Source organism: Neobacillus solisequens (assembly GCF_051233465.1).
In the GTDB taxonomy this organism is placed as follows: Bacteria; Bacillota; Bacilli; order Bacillales; family Cytobacillaceae; genus Neobacillus.
Genome location: NZ_JBKFGJ010000015.1, coordinates 1 through 21,331 on the forward strand (window position 1 = coordinate 1; position 21,331 = coordinate 21,331).

The 21,331-nt window shown below is 42.1% G+C and carries 22 protein-coding genes, 2 rRNA genes and 1 riboswitch; of the genes, 21 read left to right on the forward strand and 3 right to left on the reverse strand.

The features are described 5' to 3' along the window. The 5 genes from ACI3K6_RS15545 to ACI3K6_RS15565 all read left to right on the forward strand — a co-directional run. Positions 1-97 (forward strand): 23S ribosomal RNA (locus ACI3K6_RS15545); the annotation flags it as partial. A gap of 76 nt (positions 98-173) precedes the next feature. Beyond that, positions 174-289 (forward strand): 5S ribosomal RNA (gene rrf / locus ACI3K6_RS15550). Between the two features lie 111 nt (positions 290-400). Then, positions 401-1,111 carry a hypothetical protein gene (locus ACI3K6_RS15555; protein ID WP_435555521.1) on the forward strand — a complete coding sequence of 237 codons (711 nt, stop codon included), beginning with the start codon at positions 401-403 and terminating at the stop codon, positions 1,109-1,111. A 3-nt stretch (positions 1,112-1,114) separates the two neighbouring features. Beyond that, a complete protein-coding gene (locus tag ACI3K6_RS15560; protein ID WP_435555522.1) occupies positions 1,115-1,873 on the forward strand; it encodes a hypothetical protein in 759 nt (252 codons plus the stop codon). A gap of 309 nt (positions 1,874-2,182) precedes the next feature. Further along, complete coding sequence (locus tag ACI3K6_RS15565) at positions 2,183-2,365, forward strand: NETI motif-containing protein (RefSeq protein WP_435555550.1); 183 nt, start codon at positions 2,183-2,185, stop codon at positions 2,363-2,365. Positions 2,366-2,394: 29 nt separating this feature from the next. Here the strand turns inward: ACI3K6_RS15565 and ACI3K6_RS15570 are convergent, their stop codons facing one another. Then, positions 2,395-2,796 carry an aquaporin gene (locus ACI3K6_RS15570; RefSeq protein ID WP_435555523.1) on the reverse strand — a complete coding sequence of 134 codons (402 nt, stop codon included), beginning with the start codon at positions 2,794-2,796 and terminating at the stop codon, positions 2,395-2,397. A gap of 261 nt (positions 2,797-3,057) precedes the next feature. Beyond that, positions 3,058-3,159: riboswitch (purine riboswitch) on the forward strand. A gap of 132 nt (positions 3,160-3,291) precedes the next feature. On the opposite strand from ACI3K6_RS15570, the gene purE reads away from it, so the two are divergent. The 12 genes from purE to purD all read left to right on the forward strand — a co-directional run bounded on the left by purE (position 3,292) and on the right by purD (position 15,997). Beyond that, the gene (gene purE / locus ACI3K6_RS15575; RefSeq protein ID WP_335476987.1) at positions 3,292-3,780 is read left to right on the forward strand and encodes a 5-(carboxyamino)imidazole ribonucleotide mutase; all 489 of its coding nucleotides are present in this window, start codon (positions 3,292-3,294) and stop codon (positions 3,778-3,780) included. Beyond that, positions 3,767-4,921 carry a 5-(carboxyamino)imidazole ribonucleotide synthase gene (gene purK, locus ACI3K6_RS15580; protein WP_435555524.1) on the forward strand — a complete coding sequence of 385 codons (1,155 nt, stop codon included), beginning with the start codon at positions 3,767-3,769 and terminating at the stop codon, positions 4,919-4,921. Before purE ends, purK begins: the two co-directional genes overlap by 14 nt. Positions 4,922-4,924: 3 nt before the next feature. Next, the gene (gene purB, locus ACI3K6_RS15585) at positions 4,925-6,223 is read left to right on the forward strand and encodes an adenylosuccinate lyase (RefSeq protein WP_435555525.1); all 1,299 of its coding nucleotides are present in this window, start codon (positions 4,925-4,927) and stop codon (positions 6,221-6,223) included. 102 nt (positions 6,224-6,325) lie between these two features. Further along, positions 6,326-7,039 (forward strand): phosphoribosylaminoimidazolesuccinocarboxamide synthase, encoded by a 714-nt coding sequence (purC, locus tag ACI3K6_RS15590; RefSeq protein WP_435555526.1) that lies wholly within the window; start codon positions 6,326-6,328, stop codon positions 7,037-7,039. Further along, entirely contained in the window at positions 7,032-7,286 is a 255-nt protein-coding gene (gene purS, locus ACI3K6_RS15595; RefSeq protein ID WP_335476978.1) for a phosphoribosylformylglycinamidine synthase subunit PurS, read from the forward strand. Before purC ends, purS begins: the two co-directional genes overlap by 8 nt. Further along, positions 7,283-7,966 (forward strand): phosphoribosylformylglycinamidine synthase subunit PurQ, encoded by a 684-nt coding sequence (gene purQ, locus ACI3K6_RS15600; protein ID WP_435555527.1) that lies wholly within the window; start codon positions 7,283-7,285, stop codon positions 7,964-7,966. The genes purS and purQ overlap by 4 nt, the downstream gene beginning before the upstream one ends. Further along, entirely contained in the window at positions 7,950-10,175 is a 2,226-nt protein-coding gene (gene purL / locus ACI3K6_RS15605) for a phosphoribosylformylglycinamidine synthase subunit PurL (protein ID WP_435555528.1), read from the forward strand. Before purQ ends, purL begins: the two co-directional genes overlap by 17 nt. After that, positions 10,151-11,560, forward strand: coding sequence for an amidophosphoribosyltransferase (gene purF / locus ACI3K6_RS15610; RefSeq protein ID WP_435555529.1), 1,410 nt, complete (start codon positions 10,151-10,153; stop codon positions 11,558-11,560). Before purL ends, purF begins: the two co-directional genes overlap by 25 nt. A 5-nt stretch (positions 11,561-11,565) precedes the next feature. After that, positions 11,566-12,600, forward strand: a complete 1,035-nt coding sequence (purM, locus tag ACI3K6_RS15615) for a phosphoribosylformylglycinamidine cyclo-ligase (RefSeq protein WP_335476969.1) — start codon at positions 11,566-11,568, stop codon at positions 12,598-12,600. Continuing rightward, positions 12,597-13,199, forward strand: coding sequence for a phosphoribosylglycinamide formyltransferase (gene purN / locus ACI3K6_RS15620; protein ID WP_335476967.1), 603 nt, complete (start codon positions 12,597-12,599; stop codon positions 13,197-13,199). Before purM ends, purN begins: the two co-directional genes overlap by 4 nt. Continuing rightward, the gene (gene purH, locus ACI3K6_RS15625) at positions 13,177-14,712 is read left to right on the forward strand and encodes a bifunctional phosphoribosylaminoimidazolecarboxamide formyltransferase/IMP cyclohydrolase (RefSeq protein WP_435555530.1); all 1,536 of its coding nucleotides are present in this window, start codon (positions 13,177-13,179) and stop codon (positions 14,710-14,712) included. Before purN ends, purH begins: the two co-directional genes overlap by 23 nt. Before the next feature lie 16 nt (positions 14,713-14,728). Next, positions 14,729-15,997, forward strand: a complete 1,269-nt coding sequence (gene purD / locus ACI3K6_RS15630) for a phosphoribosylamine--glycine ligase (protein ID WP_435555551.1) — start codon at positions 14,729-14,731, stop codon at positions 15,995-15,997. Here purD and ACI3K6_RS15635 read toward each other — a convergent pair. Both ACI3K6_RS15635 and ACI3K6_RS15640 read right to left on the reverse strand, forming a co-directional pair. After that, positions 15,978-16,088: an EYxxD motif small membrane protein gene (locus tag ACI3K6_RS15635; RefSeq protein ID WP_435555531.1), complete on the reverse strand. Its 111-nt coding sequence runs from the start codon at positions 16,086-16,088 to the stop codon at positions 15,978-15,980. The genes purD and ACI3K6_RS15635 overlap by 20 nt on opposite strands. A 627-nt stretch (positions 16,089-16,715) precedes the next feature. After that, entirely contained in the window at positions 16,716-17,021 is a 306-nt protein-coding gene (locus ACI3K6_RS15640) for a YgaP family membrane protein (protein WP_335476961.1), read from the reverse strand. A gap of 231 nt (positions 17,022-17,252) precedes the next feature. On the opposite strand from ACI3K6_RS15640, the gene ACI3K6_RS15645 reads away from it, so the two are divergent. The 4 genes from ACI3K6_RS15645 to pcrB all read left to right on the forward strand — a co-directional run bounded on the left by ACI3K6_RS15645 (position 17,253) and on the right by pcrB (position 21,284). Continuing rightward, the gene (locus ACI3K6_RS15645; RefSeq protein ID WP_435555532.1) at positions 17,253-18,998 is read left to right on the forward strand and encodes an adenine deaminase C-terminal domain-containing protein; all 1,746 of its coding nucleotides are present in this window, start codon (positions 17,253-17,255) and stop codon (positions 18,996-18,998) included. A gap of 72 nt (positions 18,999-19,070) precedes the next feature. After that, the gene (locus ACI3K6_RS15650) at positions 19,071-20,117 is read left to right on the forward strand and encodes a DUF3048 domain-containing protein (RefSeq protein WP_435555533.1); all 1,047 of its coding nucleotides are present in this window, start codon (positions 19,071-19,073) and stop codon (positions 20,115-20,117) included. 27 nt (positions 20,118-20,144) lie between these two features. Further along, complete coding sequence (locus tag ACI3K6_RS15655) at positions 20,145-20,459, forward strand: YerC/YecD family TrpR-related protein (RefSeq protein WP_435555534.1); 315 nt, start codon at positions 20,145-20,147, stop codon at positions 20,457-20,459. A 141-nt stretch (positions 20,460-20,600) separates the two neighbouring features. Further along, entirely contained in the window at positions 20,601-21,284 is a 684-nt protein-coding gene (pcrB, locus tag ACI3K6_RS15660; RefSeq protein WP_435555535.1) for a heptaprenylglyceryl phosphate synthase, read from the forward strand. Positions 21,285-21,331 lie beyond the last annotated feature (47 nt).

The following is a 21,331-nucleotide window of genomic DNA, read 5'->3' on the forward strand; positions in this document are numbered from 1 at the left end:
GTAAGATCCCTGAAAGATGATCAGGTTGATAGGTCAGAGGTGGAAGCGTGGTGACACGTGGAGCTGACTGATACTAATCGATCGAGGACTTAACCAAGTCAATGCGATCTTGTTTTTACCAAGTTTCTTCTACATTATCTAGTTTTGAGGGAATGAAACCTCAAATAAAATAGTCCGGCAATAATGGCGAGAAGGTCACACCCGTTCCCATACCGAACACGGAAGTTAAGCTTCTCAGCGCCGATGGTAGTTGGGGCTTTGCCCCTGTGAGAGTAGGACGTTGCCGGGCGAATGAAGACAATCTGAAAAAGGATTGTCTTTTTTTTTGTGCCTAATTTTTTTATGAATATTGCAGGAAAATATAGGAATATGGTGAATTTTGGAGGTAGGGAGGTGGAGAATGAATTTTCAATTTGATTTATCATTTAAGCTTATAGCAATTCTATTTCAACTCTTAGTGTGGTGTATTACCGGAATCATCGCTTATCGAATCTATATAAAGCAGCAAGTGAAAACAGAAATTTGGAAGCTTATAGTGTGTATATTAGTTGGTATTTTTTGTTTTTCAATAAATATTACTTTATGGGATCAGCAGATTAAAATTCCGATATTACCACTGGGCGTTTGGATTTTATATGGAATTTTGAGAAGAAGGGATCGTTGGCAATCCTATAGATTATACGCTTGGCTTGGTTTTTATATAAATTTCTTATTTTTACTGTCAACATTGCTTTCAATCCCTGTACAAAAGACTATATATCCAGAGGATCGGCTTTCCACCTATATTTCAAATATAAGTCATTCTTCAGTTGTAGTCATTCATCCTTCAGGGGAAAAGAAAGAGCTTGATCAAGACAGTTTCCTTGAACAAATACATACTATAAAAAAAGCAAATATTCATGGTCAGCAGTGGTATTACGAACTGAATGGGCCTGAAACGGGGACAAAAGAACGGTTCCCTTATCTTCTAATTGGAACAACAACCAAATGGGGAAGTGGAGTAAAACCTGCCATTTATATAGAATCTGACGGAAAAGGGATTCTTGTTTCATTCTCTCAGAAGCAGCTTTATTTTCGCTCAAAAGCAGTGTTGCTGAAAGGGGGAAAATAGGAGATGCCATATAAGAAACGGGTCAGTCTTGCTCTATTGTGCGTCCTTGTTATTAGTGGGATGCTAGCAATAATATGGTTATATATGATCGACCCTAAACCCGATTCCTTTCCAACAAATAAGCAGCTTATTAACCAAATGAATGAGATTTTTTCACAGGCAGATGCAAAAGGTGTCCAGGATATCGTTCCAATTGATAAACGTCATAAAGTTGTCCCTTATTTTTCGGAAGAGGGTGATTACGGGATCAGTTATTGGGAGTGGAGATTGCATAAATGGCAGATTGTTTATATAGATACAACAGGAGAGCCAAGTTTATGGAAGATTGATAAGAGTGATCCGTCCACCTATTATTTTGTATGGAATCTCCAGTCAAGTAACCAGTTGCGTTCTCTGAAGTTCTTTTTAATTAGGGATCGGCAATTTTACAGTGTTGATGGGGAAGAAACCTATCATCCAAAAATCAAACTGGAAACTAAGGTTAAGCTTAAGAAATTATATGGAATAATGCCAATTCCGGAAAAGTGGAGTCCCGTAGTAAAATCAATGAAACAAATAGGAACTTCCGAATATCCTATTTCCATCTTTAATGAAGATGCACCAATGAATAATATGTTTTATGGTTGGGTCCCTTTTGATCAAAAAGGTCAAGAGGCCATTGATTTGTTGAAGATTAATGGTGATAGCTATTATGGTGATGGTGTTAATATTGAGGAGTTAATGATATTAGGTAAAGAAGAAATTGATGTTCTTGGTAATTAGCGTAAAACGAGCTTGTGAAAAAATACAAGCTCGTTCTTGTTTATATTATTTATCTTCATACATACTAAATACCTCAGCTCAATACCCTTTCCCCTAATAGGAACTCGGAAAAGTTAGATTTCGAATCCTCGTTGATTGGATATTGTTCAGGGATACCAGCATAATGGCTGCCGTTCTGTCTGAAGTACAGGCATCTTGGGAACAAGTGACATGCTTATCTTTGTACATATGTGATAGAATCATTTACAATTTGAAAAAATAAAGGAAAAAGAACAGTATGGGATGTGTTTTTTTGTGGGCAAGAATAAAATGGTATTTGAAGTGCAGAAGGATGAATCGATTGATGAATGTTTAAATAGAATGAAGCAGCAAGGGTATATGCCGATCCGGAGAATGGAGGAGCCGATTTTTCAGGAGGTTGTAAAGGGGAATGAAACCCTATATGAGCCTGTAGGAAGGAAAATTGTCTTTGAAGGGAAGTTGATGGAATAAACGAGCCCCATAAAATGTGAAGGTGGCCATCATTTCAGTAACCAAGTTAGCAACAGTGCGTGGAATAGCTTGGCTGGTAGCAAAAGCATCCAGTTTTGCAACGGGATCAGCTGTTTCATTCCAGTGAGGAAAATAATGTAGAAACGGCTGTGGCGCCAATCATCACTCCAAAAAAATTGTACGGTTATATAAATCGGTACTTGTCCCGATGGCCATTTTCCAATTAAGGCAAACCATAGCGTTACGGCTGGATTGAGGTGAGCACCACTGATGTCCCCGACAGCATAGATGGCAACTGCTACGGCAAGTCCCCAGGCAATTTGAAGGGCAAGCCAGACCGAATGACAACCGAACGATTTTTTCAAAGAAATTGCGGCACAAACGCCGCCCCCCAAAATAGTAATATAACGGTATCGATTACATCTCCCCAAAAAATCGACATAATTTGCACCTTTTTTATGACAGTTGTAGTATACTTTTATATTAAATAAATACCTGATGCTTTTACATACAAGCTTTTTCCACTGCACAACGGAAAGCAGGCACTAAGAGTGAAAAGCAAACGCGAAGTCCGATAGAGTAATTTTTAATGGGATCAAATTAACTAAAACACGAACATTATAGTGTTATGCGTAAATAATGTTCGACAAAATTTGTTGACATTTCACTGGATCGGTTGTTAATATAAAGGTAGTTAAAAAATCTAACACCCTCGTATATCAATGGGAATATGGCCCATAAGTTTCTACCCAATGACCGTAAATTATTGGACTATGAGGGAAAGTCATACATGTTCGGCAACAATAAGGGGCGGACCCTGCTATTTTTTGTTGACCTAATGATCCATGCCCGGACAATTGGCTTTCTCTTGTAGAGAAGCCAGTTTTTCGGGTATTTTTATTTTGGAAAAAAAAGGGGGAATAGGGATGGAGAACCTGGTGGGTGTCATCATGGGGAGCAAGTCGGATTGGGAGACCATGCAGCATGCCTGTGAAATTTTAAATCAATTAGAAATTCCATATGAAAAAAAGGTGGTTTCGGCACATCGAACACCGGATTTAATGTTTATATATGCAGAAGAAGCTAGAGAAAGAGGCTTAAAAGTAATCATTGCTGGAGCGGGCGGTGCGGCTCACCTTCCAGGGATGGTAGCGGCTAAAACTACTTTGCCAGTAATCGGAGTTCCAGTTCAATCAAGAGCATTAAATGGGTTGGATTCGTTACTTTCAATTGTCCAAATGCCGGGAGGGGTTCCGGTGGCGACTGTCGCAATTGGCAATGCCGGGGCAGTGAATGCCGGACTGTTGGCAGCACAAATATTAGCTACAAACGATGAAGCATTAGCTAAGAAACTTGAGGCTAGAAGAGAAGCAATCGAAAAAGAGGTATTGGTGAGCAGCGATGAGCTTGAATAGGAAAAGCATATTACCAGGCGCAACGATTGGCATAATTGGTGGCGGACAGTTAGGTAGAATGATGGCCCTGGCAGCAAAAGCACAGGGGTTTAGAATTGCTGTCCTTGAGCCCACTGCTGATTCTCCGTGTGGACAGGTAGCCGATGTTGAAGTCATAGGTGAGTATCATGATCTGGATGCTATCAACCGTTTAGCCGAAATAAGTGACGTAATCACGTATGAATTTGAAAATATTGATGCTGACACACTTGGCTGGTTATGTGAGCGGGCGCATGTTCCACAGGGACAGGATTTGCTAACCACTACCCAGAATCGCATTACCGAAAAGGCTGCGATTCAACAGGCGGGTGTTGAAGTGGCTCCTTATGAAGTTATTCTTGAGATGGAAGAGCTATTTTCAAAAATCACCACAATCGGATTTCCTGCCGTGTTAAAAACAGCACGGGGCGGTTATGATGGCAAAGGCCAACTCGTCATCAAGGACGAAACGGACTTAGCAAAAGGGGAAGAACTTCTCAAGCATGGAGCTTGCGTCTTGGAAAAATGGATCCCATTTGAAAAAGAAATCTCAGTTATTGTAACACGGAAGCTTGATGGAGAGACCGCGATTTTTCCAGTAGCAGAAAATATTCATAAAGAAAATATTTTATATAAAACCATTGTCCCTGCACGAGTGTCACAGGAGATTCAAGAAAATGCCATTCACAAGGCGAAGCAAATTGCTGATTCATTAGGCCTGGTTGGAACTCTTGCGGTGGAAATGTTTGTTACAGGTGATGGCACTATATACATTAATGAACTGGCGCCAAGGCCGCATAATTCCGGGCACTACACGATTGAGGCCTGCGTGACATCACAGTTTGAGCAGCATATACGTGCGATTTGTAATTGGCCGTTAGGAAGTACGGAGCTATTAAAACCAGTGGTTATGGTCAACCTATTAGGGGAACATCTTGAATCATTATTAGCAAAAATCCCGACCCTAAGGGATTGGAAGATTCATCTATACGGTAAAAAAGAAGCAAAAATCAAAAGGAAAATGGGGCATGTCTCCATTTTACGAGATGATGTGGAAATAGCCCTTATGGAAGCTGATGAAAGTAAAATTTGGGAGACAGTGGAAGAAAGGATCGGAGGATAAATCATGATAGATCGTTATACTAGACCGGAAATGGGAGCTATTTGGACGGAGGAAAACCGCTTTAACGCGTGGCTTGAGGTAGAAATCCTAGCATGTGAAGCATGGGCGGAGTTAGGTGAAATACCAAAAGAAGATGTCCAAAAGCTTCGTGAAAATGCTTCGTTTAATATCGACCGGATTAAAGAGATTGAAGAAGAAACAAGACATGATGTTGTGGCGTTTACTCGTGCCGTTTCTGAAACCCTTGGAGAAGAACGGAAATGGGTTCATTATGGATTAACTTCAACGGATGTTGTTGATACTGCATTATCTTATGTATTGAAACAGGCTAATACCATTTTATTAAAAGACATTGAGACATTTATCGAGATTTTAAAAAATAAAGCCATTGAACATAAGTATACAGTTATGATGGGACGGACCCATGGTGTCCATGCCGAACCAACTACATTTGGCTTAAAACTGGCTCTTTGGTACGAAGAAATGAAACGAAACCTAGAGCGATTTAAACAGGCAGCAACTGGCGTGGAGTTTGGTAAAATCTCCGGTGCGGTTGGAACTTATGCCAATATCAACCCGTTTGTAGAGCAATATGTATGTGAAAAGCTTGGATTAGAACGGGCGCCAATTTCCACCCAAACCTTGCAGCGTGATCGTCATGCCCACTACATGTCAACACTAGCCTTAATTGCAACATCTATTGAAAAATTTGCTGTTGAAGTGCGTGGGTTGCAAAAAAGTGAAACTCGTGAGGTGGAGGAATTTTTCGCAAAAGGTCAAAAAGGTTCTTCGGCCATGCCGCATAAGCGTAATCCAATTGGTTCAGAGAACATGACTGGAATGGCTCGCGTCATTCGCGGCTACATGATGACAGCTTACGAAAATGTGCCGCTGTGGCATGAACGAGATATCTCTCATTCTTCCGCTGAACGGATTATATTGCCTGATGCTACGATTGCATTGAACTATATGCTAAATCGCTTTAGCAATATCATTAAAAATCTGACGGTCTATCCGGAAAACATGAAACGCAACATGGATCGGACTCTTGGATTAATCTACTCTCAACGCGTGCTCCTTGCCCTAATTGATAAAGGCTTTTCACGTGAAGAAGCTTACGATACGGTTCAGCCAAAAGCAATGGAGGCTTGGGAAAAACAAGTTCCATTCCGCAGCTTAATTGAAGGTGATGAAAAAATTACCGCCAACCTTTCAGAGGCTGAAATTGCCGACTGTTTTGATTACTCTTACCACCTGCAACATGTGGATACAATTTTTGATCGACTTGGTTTAAATAATTAATAAAAAGGGGAGCCGGGACAAAATAAGTACCGGCTGCCCCCTGGGTTATGCCCATATTTTACAAAGAAGATTCCCAATATTGCGAATTAGGAGTGGTTTCCAATGAAAGAATTGCTTTATGAAGGCAAAGCGAAACGAATCTATCGAACAGACGATGAACAGGTAGTTTGGGTGGAATATAAAGATTCCGCCACGGCTTTTAACGGGCAAAAAAAGGCTGAGATTGCCGGAAAAGGTCGTTTAAATAATGAGATTACAAGTTTGCTTTTTTTAAAGTTAAAAGAAAACGGCATTGACTCTCATTTTATTAAACGGATTTCTGAGACGGAACAGCTGGTTAAAAAGGTAACCATCATTCCCCTTGAAGTTGTCGTTCGCAATGTGGCGGCAGGAAGCCTGTCAAAACGATTGGGAATTGAAGAAGGGCACCCATTGTCTAAGCCAATGGTTGAGTTCTATTTGAAAAATGATGAGTTGGGAGATCCATTGGTCACCCTAGATCATATCAGTGAACTGCAAGTTGCTTCAGCCGAGGAGATTACGATTTTAAGAGAAAAAGCCCTGGAAATAAATACCCTGTTGTTGAGCTTTTTTGATGAACTTGGCATTCGTTTAATTGACTTTAAATTAGAATTTGGCAAGGATGCGAACGGCGATATTTTGTTAGCCGATGAAATTTCACCGGATACTTGCCGCTTATGGGATAAAGAGACAAATGAAAAACTTGATAAAGACCGGTTCCGCCGCGATTTGGGAAGTTTAACAGAAGCCTACGAAACTATTCTTGAGAGACTTGGAGGTCACCAGCATGTATAAAGTAAAGGTATTCGTCACATTAAGAGAAAGTGTTTTAGACCCGCAAGGTAAAGCTGTTACTCACTCTTTACATTCATTAAACTATCAGGAAGTATCTGATGTCCGTATTGGCAAATACATGGAACTGACAATTGAAAAATCAGATCGGGATATCAATGAGGTTGTTAATGAGATCTGCTATAACCTCTTAGCCAATCCAGTTATTGAAGATTACCGTTACGAGGTAGAGGAGTGTGTCGCCCAGTGAGATTTGCGGTCATCGTTTTTCCTGGTTCTAACTGTGATGTCGATATGTACCATGCGATTAAAGACGAGCTGGGTGAAGAGGTCGAGTATGTTTGGCACGATACGGAGAGCCTGGATGAATTTGATGGAGTTCTATTGCCAGGGGGATTTTCCTACGGAGATTACTTACGTACAGGGGCAATTGCCCGTTTCAGTAAAGTAATGAAGGAGGTCGTTAAGGCGGCCGAGGCTGGCAAGCCGGTGCTTGGTGTATGTAATGGATTTCAGATTTTGTTAGAGGTTGGTCTGCTCCCGGGAGCTATGAGACGAAATGAAAGTCTTTCCTTTATTTGCAAGCCAGTGGAATTAATCGTGGAAAACAACCAAACGATGTTTTCCGGCGCCTATCAACAAGGGCAAACGATCACCGTTCCAGTTGCTCATGGGGAAGGTAATTACTATTGTGACGAAGAAACGCTGGCAGAATTAAGAGCCAATGATCAAATTGTGTTTACGTATAAGCATAATCCGAACGGAAGTCTGGCAGATATCGCTGGGATTGTAAATAAAAAAGGCAATGTCCTCGGAATGATGCCACACCCTGAACGAGCGGTGGATGAGCTTTTAGGCGGAGCCGATGGATTAAAATTGTTTCAATCAATTGTAAAGGCTTGGAGGGAATCACATGTTATTAAAGCTTGAACCAAATCCTGAACAAATTAAAGCCGAGAAGCTATATCAGCAAATGGGGCTGTCCGATGAAGAGTTTTCAATGGTTGAAAACATTCTTGGCCGTACTCCGAATTACACGGAGACTGGTTTGTTTTCGGTTATGTGGTCAGAGCATTGCAGCTATAAAAACTCTAAGCCGGTTCTAAAGAAATTTCCTATATCGGGTCCTAAGGTTCTCCAAGGTCCAGGTGAGGGTGCCGGAATCGTTGATATTGGTGATAATCAGGCCGTTGTGTTTAAAATTGAAAGCCATAATCACCCGTCAGCTATCGAGCCATATCAAGGGGCAGCAACTGGTGTCGGCGGAATTATCCGCGATGTTTTCTCCATGGGTGCTCGTCCAATTGCCATGCTGAACTCCCTGCGTTTTGGAGAGCTTGATTCAGCGAGAGTTCGTTATTTGTTTAAAGAAGTTGTCGCTGGGATCGCAGGATACGGAAACTGTATCGGAATTCCAACTGTTGGCGGTGAGGTTCAGTTTGATCCTTGCTATGAAGGCAATCCGCTAGTGAATGCCATGTGTGTGGGGTTAATTGACCACAAAGATATTAAAAAGGGTCAGGCTCACGGTGTCGGCAATACGGTCATGTATGTTGGAGCGAAAACGGGTCGTGACGGCATTCACGGCGCTACTTTTGCCTCAGAGGAATTAAATGAACAATCTGATGAAAAGCGCCCTGCCGTGCAAGTGGGCGATCCATTCATGGAAAAATTGCTATTGGAAGCATGCTTGGAATTGATTCACTCTGATGCACTTGTTGGAATCCAGGACATGGGGGCAGCCGGACTTACCAGCTCATCTGCGGAAATGGCCAGCAAGGCAGGAATGGGCCTTGAAATGAATCTTGACCTTGTCCCTCAACGCGAGACTGGAATGACCGCCTATGAAATGATGCTGTCAGAGTCGCAAGAGCGGATGTTAATTGTTGTTAAAAAGGGCCGCGAGCAAGAAATCGTGGATCTATTTAAAAAATATGATTTAGAGGCAGTGGCTGTTGGAACCGTAACAGATGATAAAATGCTTCGCCTGGTTCATCAAGGTGAGATCGTTGCTGATGTTCCAGTTGATGCTTTGGCGGAGGATGCACCGGTCTATCATAAACCTTCAATGCAGCCTGCTTACTTTGCTGAGTTTCAGTCAATGGAGGAGACTATTCCACAGATAACGGATGCAAAGGAAACTCTTTTAAACATTCTGAGTCAGCCGACAGTGGCGAGCAAGGAATGGGTCTATGAACAATATGACTACATGGTAAGAACAAATACAGTTGTATCTCCAGGATCGGACGCTTCCGTACTGCGCATTCGCGGTACTCGTAAAGCATTAGCGATGACAGTGGATTGTAATTCCCGTTACGTCTATTTGGACCCTGAAACCGGCGGTAAAATTGCCATTGCTGAAGCAGCCCGCAATATTGTTTGCTCTGGTGCAGAACCATTAGCGGTAACCGATTGCTTAAACTATGGCAGCCCGGAAAAACCAGAGGTATTTTGGCAGCTGGAAAAATCAGCAGACGGAATGAGTGAAGCATGCCGTGTCCTTGAAACCCCGGTCATTGGCGGAAACGTCTCATTATACAATGAAACAAGCGGTACAGCTGTGTACCCAACCCCGGTAATTGGCATGGTGGGTCTAGTTTCGGATCTTGACCATATTACCACACAGCATTTTAAACAGAACGGTGACCTGATTTATCTTCTAGGGGAAACGAAAGCTGAATTTGGCGGAAGCGAACTGCAAAAGCTTCTGAACGGAAAAATATTCGGCAAATCTCCTGAGTTGGATGTAGAAGTTGAGAAGAAGCGACAAAATCAAGTACTGACAGCGATTCGTGCTGGCCTTGTTCAATCAGCCCACGACCTATCAGAAGGTGGCTTAGCGGTTGCGCTATCTGAATCACTTTTTGCCAATGAACACCTTGGCGCGGAAGTCATCATTAATGGAGACTCGGTGTCAGCTTTATTTAGTGAAACACAATCACGTTTCCTTTTAACAGTTAAAAAAGAGCATCAAGCAGAATTTGAAAGATTAGTAGAAGCAAAATACATTGGAACCGTAACAGAATCTGGTGCGTTGACTATTCAGAATGAGTCGGAAACTATTTTGAAAGCACAGGTTGAGGAATTAAAAGCTGCTTGGAAAGGAGCAATTCCATGCTTGCTGAAATCAAAGGCTTAAACGAAGAGTGCGGTATTTTTGGAGTCTGGGGACATCAGGATGCCGCCCAGCTCACCTATTACGGGCTTCATAGCTTACAGCATCGCGGTCAGGAAGGCACTGGCATCGTGGTGTCAGATGGAAAACAGCTAAAAGGTGTAAAAGGTGAAGGGCTGGTTACCGAAATTTTTAATGCAGATAGGATTGCCGAATTAACCGGAACAGCGGCAATCGGTCATGTTCGTTACGCAACAGCAGGAGGCGGCGGCTATGAAAATGTTCAGCCGCTGCTGTTCCACTCACAAACGGGGAGTCTTGCTCTAGCTCATAACGGGAATCTCGTAAATGCCACTTCACTGAAACATCAGCTTGAGACTCAGGGAAGTATTTTTCAAACAAGCTCTGATTCCGAAGTACTGGCGCATTTAATCAGAAGAAGCGGGTTTCCGCACATGAATGATAAAGTAAAAAATGCCCTTTCAATGTTAAAAGGTGCCTATGCCTACTTGATCATGACAGAAACCGAGCTTATGGTGGCGCTTGATCCGCATGGCTTACGGCCGCTGTCGCTAGGCTGTCTGGGCGATGCCTACGTGGTAGCTTCCGAAACCTGTGCTTTTGATGTCGTGGGGGCTGAATATATCCGCGACATTATGCCTGGCGAATTATTGATAATTAACGAAAACGGACTAACATCAGAACGGTTCGCGGTTAGTACAACAAAGGCCATCTGTATGATGGAATATATTTATTTTTCAAGACCGGATAGCAATATTCAGGGAATCAATGTTCATACTGCCCGTAAAAGTCTTGGGAAAAGAATGGCCATTGAGGCACCTATTGAAGCAGATGTTGTTACTGGTGTGCCTGATTCGAGCATATCCGCGGCGATTGGTTATGCAGAGGAGTCCGGGATCCCATATGAAATGGGGTTAATTAAAAATAAATATGTAGGCAGGACTTTCATCCAGCCTTCGCAAACATTGAGGGAGCAAGGGGTTAAAATGAAGCTGTCTGCCGTTCGTGGAGTTGTCGAAGGCAAGCGGGTTGTAATGGTTGATGACTCGATTGTCCGCGGAACAACAAGCAGAAGAATTGTCAAAATGCTGAAAGAAGCAGGGGCGACTGAAGTTCATGTGGTAATCAGCTCACCTCCGATTAAAAATCCTTGTTTTTATGGAATTGATACCTCATCAAAAGAAGAGTTAATTGCCTCTGACAAGTCTGTAGAAGAGATTCGACAAATTATCGGGGCGGATTCGTTAACGTTTATCAGTACGGACGGCATGCTGAAGGCCCTTGGTCAAGTGGATGGAACCGACGGGTTTTGTCTTGGCTGCTTTACCGGCAATTATCCGACTGAAATTTATCCAGATACATTACAATACTATTATCAAAAGGGGTGACCGACATGGCAAACGCCTATCGGCAAGCAGGTGTTGATATTGAAGCAGGCTATGAAGCCGTCTCCAGAATGAAAAAACACGTACAAAGAACGGCTCGTGCTGGAGTGATTGGCGGGCTGGGCGGTTTTGGCGGCATCTTTGATTTATCATCGCTCCAATACAAAGAGCCTGTCTTGGTGTCAGGCACTGACGGGGTTGGCACGAAGCTGAAGCTAGCTTTCATGCTCGATCGTCACGATACCATTGGAATTGATGCGGTGGCCATGTGTGTGAATGATATTGTTGTTCAGGGAGCGGAGCCGCTTTACTTTTTAGATTATATTGCCTGCGGGAAAGCAATACCTGAAAAAATTGAAGCGATTGTCAAGGGAATTGCCGATGGATGTGAGCAGGCAGGATGTGCCTTAATTGGCGGCGAGACTGCTGAAATGCCTGGATTATATCGCGAGGAAGAGTATGATTTGGCCGGTTTTTCCGTGGGAGCATGTGAAAAGCAAAATCTAATTACAGGTGATTCGATTAAACCGGGTGATGTACTCATAGGCCTTGCTTCGAGTGGGATTCACAGCAATGGGTATTCTCTTGTTAGAAAAGTGTTTAATAATTGGTCATTAATTGAGTTTGTCGATGAGCTTGGCTGTACATTAGGAGAAGAGTTATTAAGGCCGACAAAAATTTATGTAAAGCCGATTTTGTCAGCCCTTAAGAACTTTCATGTGAAAGGAATGGCCCATATTACTGGCGGCGGTTTTATTGAAAATATTCCAAGAATGCTTCCTGCTGGAATGGGTGCTGAACTTAATGAGAAAAGCTGGCAGATTCCTTCTATTTTTAAATTGATTTCTGAGGTTGGACAGATCGACTATAAAGAAATGTATAATATTTTTAATATGGGGATTGGCATGGTTGTGGCTGTTCAGAAGGAAGAAGCCACAGATGTGTTGAAGCATTTTCAACAAATGGGCGAAAATGCTTATGAAATAGGAGTTGTCACCGATCAAGAAGGAATTGCCATCCATGCTTTTGGAGGCAAACGATGAAAAAAATAGCCGTATTTGCCTCAGGAAGCGGAAGTAATTTTCAGGCAATTGTCGATGCTGTTCATAACGGTAAATTATCGGCCCAACTCACCCTGCTTGTTTGCGACAAGCCGGGAGCCTATGTAATTGAGCGGGCTAAAGGGACAGGAATTCCCTTTTTTGTATTCAACCCTAAGGATTATCATAGTAAACATGACTTTGAACAGGAAATTGTCAGTTTGTTAAAAGAAAATCAAATTGATTTTGTAGTCCTGGCAGGATATATGAGACTCATCGGCCCTACTCTTTTACGAGAGTTCGAAGGGAAAATTGTGAATATCCACCCTTCTCTACTACCGAATTTTCCAGGTAAGGATGCGATTGGTCAGGCTTTGGCGGCACAGGCAGAGTGGAGCGGAGTGACCATTCATTTTGTTGATGAAGGAATGGATACAGGTCCAATTATTGTACAAGAGCGGGTACGATTAGAGGAAAATGAAACAAGAGAAAGCCTCCAAACCAAAATTCAAGCAATCGAACACAAGTTATATCCAGACATTCTACAAATGCTGTTGACACGAGGAGAGGTAGGAGAACATGAAAAAACGCGCGCTAATTAGTGTTTCTGATAAAAGTGGTGTAGCCGAATTTGCCCGGGAGCTTGTTAGCCTTGGCTTTGAGATAGTTTCAACAGGCGGAACGAAAAAAACGCTTCAAGAGCAGGGGATACCGGTCATTGGTGTTAGCGATGTTACCGGGTTTCCGGAAATCCTGGAAGGCAGGGTAAAAACTTTAAATCCCTTTATTCATGGCGGTTTATTAGCGAAGCATGACCAGAAGGACCATCAAGAGCAGTTAGAGGCACATGGTATTCAACCGATTCAGGTAGTTTGTGTGAATCTCTATCCCTTCCAGCAAACGATTGAAAAACAGGATGTCACCGAAGCAGACGCGATTGAGAACATTGATATTGGCGGCCCGGCCATGCTGCGTGCCTCAGCCAAGAACCATCAGTACGTAACAGTTGTAGTCGATCCTACCGATTATGAAACCGTACTGACCGAATTAAAAGCTGACGGGAAAACAACTCTTGAAACAAGAAAGACATTGGCAGCTAAAGTATTCCGTCATACAGCGGCTTATGATGCGTTAATCGCAGAGTATATGACCAAACTAGTTGAAGAAGAAACGCCGGAAAAATTAACGGTTACTTATGAGTTGAAGCAAACTCTCCGTTACGGCGAAAATCCACACCAAAAGGCTGCTTTTTATAAAAAGCCATTAGGCTCCTCTTTTTCCATTGCCTATGCTGAGCAGCTTCACGGCAAAGAGCTTTCTTACAACAATATCAATGATGCGGATGCAGCATTGCAAATTGTAAAGGAATTCCAAGAACCAGCGGCAGTTGCAGTTAAGCACATGAATCCATGTGGTGTCGGAACGGGAAACAACGTGTTTGAGGCGTTTGAAAAAGCATTTGCAGCTGACCCGGTTTCCATTTTTGGAGGAATAATTGCATTTAATCGTGAGGTAGATGAAGTAACAGCTGGAAAGCTTCATGAAATCTTTTTAGAAATAATCATTGCTCCGGCGTTTTCTCAGAAAGCAATAGAGATATTAACCGCGAAAAAGAATTTACGTTTATTAACGGTTCCGTTTGAGCTAGGCAAAAAGACGGAATTGAAAATGACAACGATTGAGGGCGGACTATTAGTCCAAGAGCAAGACCGATATACACTGGACGATGCTACGATCACAGTTCCAACAAAAAGGCAGCCAACTGATGCAGAATGGGCAGCACTGAAATTAGGCTGGAAGGTTGTTAAGCATGTGAAATCCAACGCTATTGTGGTAGCAAATGATGATATGACGTTAGGGATTGGCGCAGGTCAAATGAACCGGGTAGGGTCTGCAGAAATCGCCCTTAAGCAGGCCGGTAAACAAGCAGAAGGTGCTGCGCTGGCTTCTGATGCCTTTTTCCCTATGAACGATACGGTGGAAGCAGCTGCAAAAGCAGGCATTACCGCGATCATCCAACCGGGTGGCTCTATCCGTGATGAGGATTCGATTAAAAAAGCGGATGAGTATGGCATTGCGATGGTATTTACCGGAGTAAGACATTTTAAACATTAATCGGGTGGTGAAAATGGTGAAGGTTCTAGTAATTGGCCGAGGCGGCAGAGAGCATGCCATTTGCCAGAAGGTAATGGAAAGTCCGCTGGTGGAAAAAGTATTTGCGGCTCCAGGAAATGTCGGAATGACAAATGTTGCAGAGCTTGTTTTCATTGAAGAATCTAATCAAGAACTCCTTGTGCAATTTGCCAAGGAAGAGGGCATCGGATTAACGATAATTGGTCCGGAAGTACCGCTGCTCGAAGGATTGGCTGATCGCTTTCAACAAGAAGGTCTAAAGGTGTTTGGACCATCAAAAGCCGCAGCAGAAATTGAAGGCAGCAAATCGTTTGCAAAAGAACTGATGGAAAAATACCAAATTCCTACCGCTGAATATGGTGTGTTTACCTCTTTTGAGGAAGCACGTGCGTATTTGGAGGAAAAGGGTGCACCAATCGTCATTAAAGCTGACGGTTTAGCCGCAGGTAAGGGCGTTACGGTTGCCATGACAAAAGAAGAGGCGTTGGCAAGCTTAGAGAACATGTTGATTGATCGGCAATTTGGCGAGGCATCTTCAAGGGTGGTCATCGAGGAATTTTTGGATGGAGAAGAATTTTCCTTAATGGCATTTGTCAATGGTGAAGTGGTCATTCCGTTGGAAATTGCCCAAGATCATAAGCGAGTATTTGATGGGGATCAAGGGCCGAATACCGGTGGAATGGGTGCCTATTCACCAGTACCGCATATTGACGCGGAAACCGTGCAAACGGCAATCGATACCATTTTACATCCCGCTGCTAAGGCTCTTATCAGCGAAAACCGCAGCTTTTGTGGAATTCTCTATGCTGGACTTATCAAAACGGCAGCCGGTCCAAAGGTCATTGAATTTAATGCCCGCTTTGGGGACCCGGAAACACAAGTTATTTTACCAAGACTGCAGTCAGATTTAGTTCAAGTTATACTGGACTTATTAAACGGTAAGACGCCTGTTCTTGAGTGGGACCCTCAGCAAATGCTGGGTGTTGTCGTAGCTGCAAAAGGCTATCCGGGTGAGTATCAAAAAGGTGCTGTACTGGAGGGCTTAGGTGAAATAGGTAACGATGCTTATGTATTTCATGCAGGTACTTCATTAAATGAAACTGGTGAATTTGTTACAGCAGGAGGAAGAGTCCTGCTTGTCGGAGCAAAAGCAGCATCATTGTCAGAAGCGCAGACAAAGGTTTACAAAGAACTGGAAAAACTGAAGAGTGACGGTGTTTTTTACCGTAAAGATATCGGATTCAAAGCTATTTCACACGTCTTCTAGAACGGCGCATAAACGCATAAATCAGAGCAACAATGCTGCCAATTAATAAGATTAGAACAAAAGCCGTATGGGTTAACCATTCGAAAAACATAGAGGATTCTTCCTTTCAATGGGGCTGTCCCGCGTGAGTGCGGGCAGCCCTTTTTGATTGTTGAAATGATATAACGACGAGAATAACTGGGATATCAACGAAAATGCCCAGGCTATCGACGCAAAAACAGATCATATCGACGAAAATGCCCAGGTTATCGACGCAAAAACAGATCTTATCGACACAAATGCCCAGGCTATCGACGTGAAAATAATTTATCGACGCAAAAACCAAGGTTATCGACGTAAAAGCAGATCTTATCGACGAAAATGCCCAGGTTATCGACGTAAAACCAGATCTTATCGACACAAATGCCCAGGCTATCGACGTGAAAATAATTTATCGACGCAAAAACCAAGGTTATCGACTTAAAAGCAGATCTTATCGACGAAAATGCCCAAGTTATCAACGTAAAAATAATTTATCGACGCAAAAACCAAGGTCATCGACGTAAAACCAGATCTTATCGACGAAAATGCCTAGGTTATCGACGTAAAAACCAATTATATCGACACAAAAGCCCAGGCTATCGACGCAAAAACCAATTATATCGACGAAAATGTCACGGTTTTCTCAGCAAAAAATAATGTATCAACGCAAATTCCACTTTTATCTACAAACCCGCACTCAGGTCGGATTATATGGCACAATCTCATCGCCATCTAAATTCGTCAATCCTTCCATTCCATCCATAGAATCATTTTGTGGCGTGGAACACGCCATGTTCTCCTGGTATTTTTCAAACATAGCTGTCATCGGGCAATATCGAACAATTCCTTCTGCAACCTTCATCGCAGCGCAAATTGCCACAAAAAAATAAGAATCTCTCCACGGATGCTTGACCATTTTGGCCGTACACCAGGAAAGAATCGCTAGTCCTGCTGTGATGCGGATCAGGGCATTAACAATACCGATATTTGGGCTAATTTTCATGATACTCACTCCTTAGTAAAGTTCTTACAATATTTATCAATTCTTTACTGCTTTAAAATATAAAATATGATAGTATAGTAAATAAGATTTTTGTAAGGGTTTTCTTTTTTGGTACAAAAGGGGTAAAAACCACTAATAAAGCAAAAGTTTGTCCCAACCAGTCATACCCTTGATAACAAACAATATAATTTTATATAGAGAACTACCCACTATTTTTAGGGAGGGAATTGTATGCTAGATCAACGCTACCGATGGAAAAATAAACATTTACGCATGCATGTATCCGTTTTGGATGGCCATACGTCTCCCACCATTTTATTGAAAAACGCCTTGTACCTAAATCAGACGTTTCGTAAGTGGATGAGAGCGAATATTTGGATTTATGATGATCGGATTGTTTATGTGGGGGAAAATCTGCCAGTACGCCTTGAAAACTGTGAGGTCATTGATTGCTCCAATCAAATCCTGGTACCGGGATATATTGAACCACATGCACATCCGTTTCAATTATATAATCCCCATACACTTGCGGCCTATGCATCCCAATTTGGTACGACCACATTAATCAACGATAATATGGCGCTTGTTTTACATATGAAAAAAAGGGAAGCGTTTACATTATTAAGGGATTTACGGTCGTTACCATCCACGATGTTTTGGTGGTGCCGCTTTGATTCACAAACGGAAATTTTGAATGAAGAGGAGCCGTTTTCGCATAGTAATGTGAAGGCATGGCTGGAACATGATGCGGTTCTCCAAGGCGGAGAATTGACAGGGTGGCCGAAATTGCTTGACGGTGATGATATGATGCTGCACTGGATTCAAGAAGCAAAACGGATGCGTAAACAAATTGAAGGTCATTTTCCGGGAGCTTCTGAAAAGACATTGGCTAAAATGATGTTATTAGGTGCAGATTGTGACCACGAGGCGATTAATGGTGAGGAAATATACAATCGACTTATGCAGGGCTATATGGTATCACTTCGATATTCCTCCATCCGTCCTGACCTGCCGGACTTATTAGATGATATGAAGCGAATGGGAATTGACGCTTATGACCGAATGTTCTTTAATACAGATGGATCCTCCACTGCATTTTATGAGCAAGGGATTACAGATCAAATGATTCGGATTGCCATTGAAAAAGGAGTTCCTGTCATTGATGCCTATAATATGGCAACCGTCAATATTGCCCGATACTATAATATTGATTACCTAATAGGGAATATTGCGACAGGTAGGGTTGCCAATATAAACTTTTTATCAAGCATTGAAAATCCAACACCTGTCTCTGTACTTGCTAAAGGAAAATGGGTAAAACGCGACGGCGAGAAGGTAGAAGACAGTTATTTATCGGTTAATTGGGAGCAATATGGCTTAGAACCGATGGAGTTGAATTGGGAATTATCAATGGATGATCTGCAATTTTCTATGCCGTTTGGGATTAAAATGGAAAATTCGGTCATTACCAAGCCTTACTCCATTTCGATTGACGTATCCGGAGACGAACTGCCATCCACCCATGATGAATGCTATTTTACCCTGATTGACCGTAAAGGGAATTGGCGGATTAATACACTGTTAAAAGGGTTTGCGAGCAGTCTGTCGGCACTGGCGAGTTCTTTTTCCAATACCGGCGATATTATATTAATAGGAAAAAATAAGCAGGATATGCTTCATGCTTTTAATAGAATGAAAGAATTAGGCGGGGGAATTGTCCTTGTGGAAAACGGTGAGATTGTCTGTGAATTGCCGCTTCCACTAGGAGGGATTATGTCCGATTTGCACCTTGAGGATTTAATGATTCAGGAAAAAAGATTATTCACCGAACTGAAGCAGCGCGGGTATGTCTTCTCTGATCCTATCTATAGTTTGCTTTTCTTTTCATCCACTCATTTGCCCTACATTCGCATTACCCAACAGGGAATGTACGATGTCATGAATAAAACAGTACTCTTTCCATCGATAATGCGTTAAACTATAATTGTTTAAAGAATTAAAGTATAAAAGAGTCAGGCTTCACATTACCAATATTGAGGTGTTAGATGAATGAAAAAATGGGCTGTTGCAGCAGCAGCGGTCCTTTTACTGTTCTCCGGCTGCAGTAAGAAGGAAACCGTAAATGGATCGGTTAAGGGTGATAAGAACGAAAATAAGGTGATCGAAGAAGAGCCAAAACAAGAAGAGAGCTATTATTTTCCATTAACCGGTGTCCAATCTGAAACAAAAACGGATGGAAGAGCTGTAGCAGTGATGATCAATAATCATCCGAAAGCAAGACCGCAATCCGGATTAAACAAAGCTGATATCGTTTATGAAATCCTTGCAGAAGGTGATATCACACGATTTATGGCTGTTTTTCAAAGCGAAAAGCCGACCAATATCGGGCCTGTCCGCAGTGCCAGGGATTATTATATTGAACTGGCAAAAGGGTTTAAAGCGCTCTATATTGCCCATGGATACAGTCCAGAAGCACAGAAGATGCTGAACAACAATTACGTGGATAATTTAAATGGTATGGTTTACGACGGAACATTATTCAAACGTTCGACTACCCGCCAAGCACCTCACAATTCCTATATTACGTATGAAAATATTTTAAAAGGTGTAGAGCTTAAACATTACAAAATGGATCAAACACCACCTGCTTTTACCTTTATGAAGCCAGAAGACACGGACAAGATTACTGGAACTGATGCAAAATCGGTGATGATTCATTATTCCAACAGCGGGATTTCCAATTCGATTATCGAGTTTGACCAAACTTCGAAAAAATATAAACGTTTCTCTGGTGGGGAGCAGACCGTTGACTTGGAAACCAACGAGCCAATCCTGCTTGATAATATTTTCATTGTAGAGGCTGAGCATCAAGTAATTGATTCTGCGGGACATCGAGATATTAATTTACAATCCGGCGGAAAAGCTTACTTGCTCCAAATGGGGAAAGTAAATGAGCTCAATTGGGAGAATCGAAACGGACGAATAATCCCTGTTAAGGATGGAAAAGAAGTTCCATTTGTTCCAGGGAAAACTTGGGTGAATGTGGTTCCGACCGATCCCGGAATGGCAAAAAGTGTCTCATTTAGAAATAATTAAAGTTTATTAAAAAAGGGGTAAAAGATCATGCAAATAAATAAATTACGAGGCAAAGAACTCGATCAATTATTTAAAGCTATTCTTTCATTAGAAGACCTAGAAGAGTGCTATCGCTTTTTTGATGATTTGTGTACGATTAATGAAATTCAAGCCTTGGCACAGCGCCTTGATGTTGCGAGAATGCTAAGAGAAGGCAATACGTATCATAAAATCGAGGCAGAAACAGGTGCTAGTACTGCTACCATTTCCCGAGTGAAACGGTGCTTGAATTTTGGAAATGACACCTATGAAATGGTGTTGGAACGAATTAACGAGCAGGATAGCAAAGCAGAAAAGGAATAAGTAAACAGACCGGAGAACTATTCTTCGGTTTTTTCTTTTGAAACCAGATATTTCTATTTGCAGTTTCATTGTTTTATTTTTGTATCGATTCTGCTAATGCTATAATGGTGTAATGGAATGATTTAATAGGGGGAGCCTTGTATGTATGATTTTCGCGAGTGGCGACATGTGTTTAAACTCGATCCAAATAAAGAGATATCTGATGAACATATAGAAAAAATCTGTGAATCTGGAACAGATGCCGTCATTGTAGGCGGATCTGACGGTGTGACGCTGGAAAACGTGCTCGATTTAATGGCACGGGTTCGCCGTTACACAGTGCCTTGTGTCCTGGAGGTTTCCAGTATTGAGTCGGTAACACCTGGTTTTGATCTTTATTTTATCCCAACAGTATTAAATAGCAGCGATTCAACCTGGATCACCGGAATTCACCATCAGGCTGTAAAGGAATTTGGTGAAATCATGAATTGGGAAGAAATCATCATGGAGGGGTATTGCATTCTGAATGAGGACTGTAAAGCTGCCCAATTGGCTTCAGCAAACGCTGATTTAACCATAGATGATGTCAGGGCCTATGCGATGATGGCAGAAAAAATGTTTCAGCTGCCTATTTTTTATTTAGAATACAGCGGTAAACTGGGTAACCCTGAAGTAGTTGCAGAGGTAAAGCAGGTACTGGAGAAAACCGTTCTTTTCTATGGTGGAGGCATTTCGACACCCGCACAGGCAAGTGAAATGGCCAAATCAGCCGATGTTATTGTAGTTGGGAACGCCCTCTATGATGATTTTGAACAAGCGCTAGAAACAGTTAAAGCCGTTCGATAGTATTTGCTTAAACTGGCAGAGAACGGTACAATAACAAATAAGAACAA

Bases quoted from the DNA above. Each gene is read 5' to 3' on its own strand.
- ACI3K6_RS15555 (WP_435555521.1), top strand. From the start codon at position 401: ATGAATTTTCAATTTGATTTATCATTTAAGCTTATAGCAATTCTATTT.
- purN (WP_335476967.1), top strand. From the start codon at position 12,597: ATGAAAAAAATAGCCGTATTTGCCTCAGGAAGCGGAAGTAATTTTCAG.
- ACI3K6_RS15560 (WP_435555522.1), top strand. From the start codon at position 1,115: ATGCCATATAAGAAACGGGTCAGTCTTGCTCTATTGTGCGTCCTTGTT.
- purC (WP_435555526.1), top strand. From the start codon at position 6,326: ATGAAAGAATTGCTTTATGAAGGCAAAGCGAAACGAATCTATCGAACA.
- ACI3K6_RS15565 (WP_435555550.1), top strand. From the start codon at position 2,183: ATGGTATTTGAAGTGCAGAAGGATGAATCGATTGATGAATGTTTAAAT.
- purB (WP_435555525.1), top strand. From the start codon at position 4,925: ATGATAGATCGTTATACTAGACCGGAAATGGGAGCTATTTGGACGGAG.
- ACI3K6_RS15640 (WP_335476961.1), bottom strand. From the start codon at position 17,021: ATGAAAATTAGCCCAAATATCGGTATTGTTAATGCCCTGATCCGCATC.
- pcrB (WP_435555535.1), top strand. From the start codon at position 20,601: ATGTATGATTTTCGCGAGTGGCGACATGTGTTTAAACTCGATCCAAAT.
- purS (WP_335476978.1), top strand. From the start codon at position 7,032: ATGTATAAAGTAAAGGTATTCGTCACATTAAGAGAAAGTGTTTTAGAC.
- ACI3K6_RS15655 (WP_435555534.1), top strand. From the start codon at position 20,145: ATGCAAATAAATAAATTACGAGGCAAAGAACTCGATCAATTATTTAAA.
- purL (WP_435555528.1), top strand. From the start codon at position 7,950: ATGTTATTAAAGCTTGAACCAAATCCTGAACAAATTAAAGCCGAGAAG.
- ACI3K6_RS15645 (WP_435555532.1), top strand. From the start codon at position 17,253: ATGCTAGATCAACGCTACCGATGGAAAAATAAACATTTACGCATGCAT.
- ACI3K6_RS15650 (WP_435555533.1), top strand. From the start codon at position 19,071: ATGAAAAAATGGGCTGTTGCAGCAGCAGCGGTCCTTTTACTGTTCTCC.
- ACI3K6_RS15635 (WP_435555531.1), bottom strand. From the start codon at position 16,088: ATGTTTTTCGAATGGTTAACCCATACGGCTTTTGTTCTAATCTTATTA.
- purF (WP_435555529.1), top strand. From the start codon at position 10,151: ATGCTTGCTGAAATCAAAGGCTTAAACGAAGAGTGCGGTATTTTTGGA.
- purH (WP_435555530.1), top strand. From the start codon at position 13,177: ATGAAAAAACGCGCGCTAATTAGTGTTTCTGATAAAAGTGGTGTAGCC.
- purE (WP_335476987.1), top strand. From the start codon at position 3,292: ATGGAGAACCTGGTGGGTGTCATCATGGGGAGCAAGTCGGATTGGGAG.
- purM (WP_335476969.1), top strand. From the start codon at position 11,566: ATGGCAAACGCCTATCGGCAAGCAGGTGTTGATATTGAAGCAGGCTAT.
- purK (WP_435555524.1), top strand. From the start codon at position 3,767: ATGAGCTTGAATAGGAAAAGCATATTACCAGGCGCAACGATTGGCATA.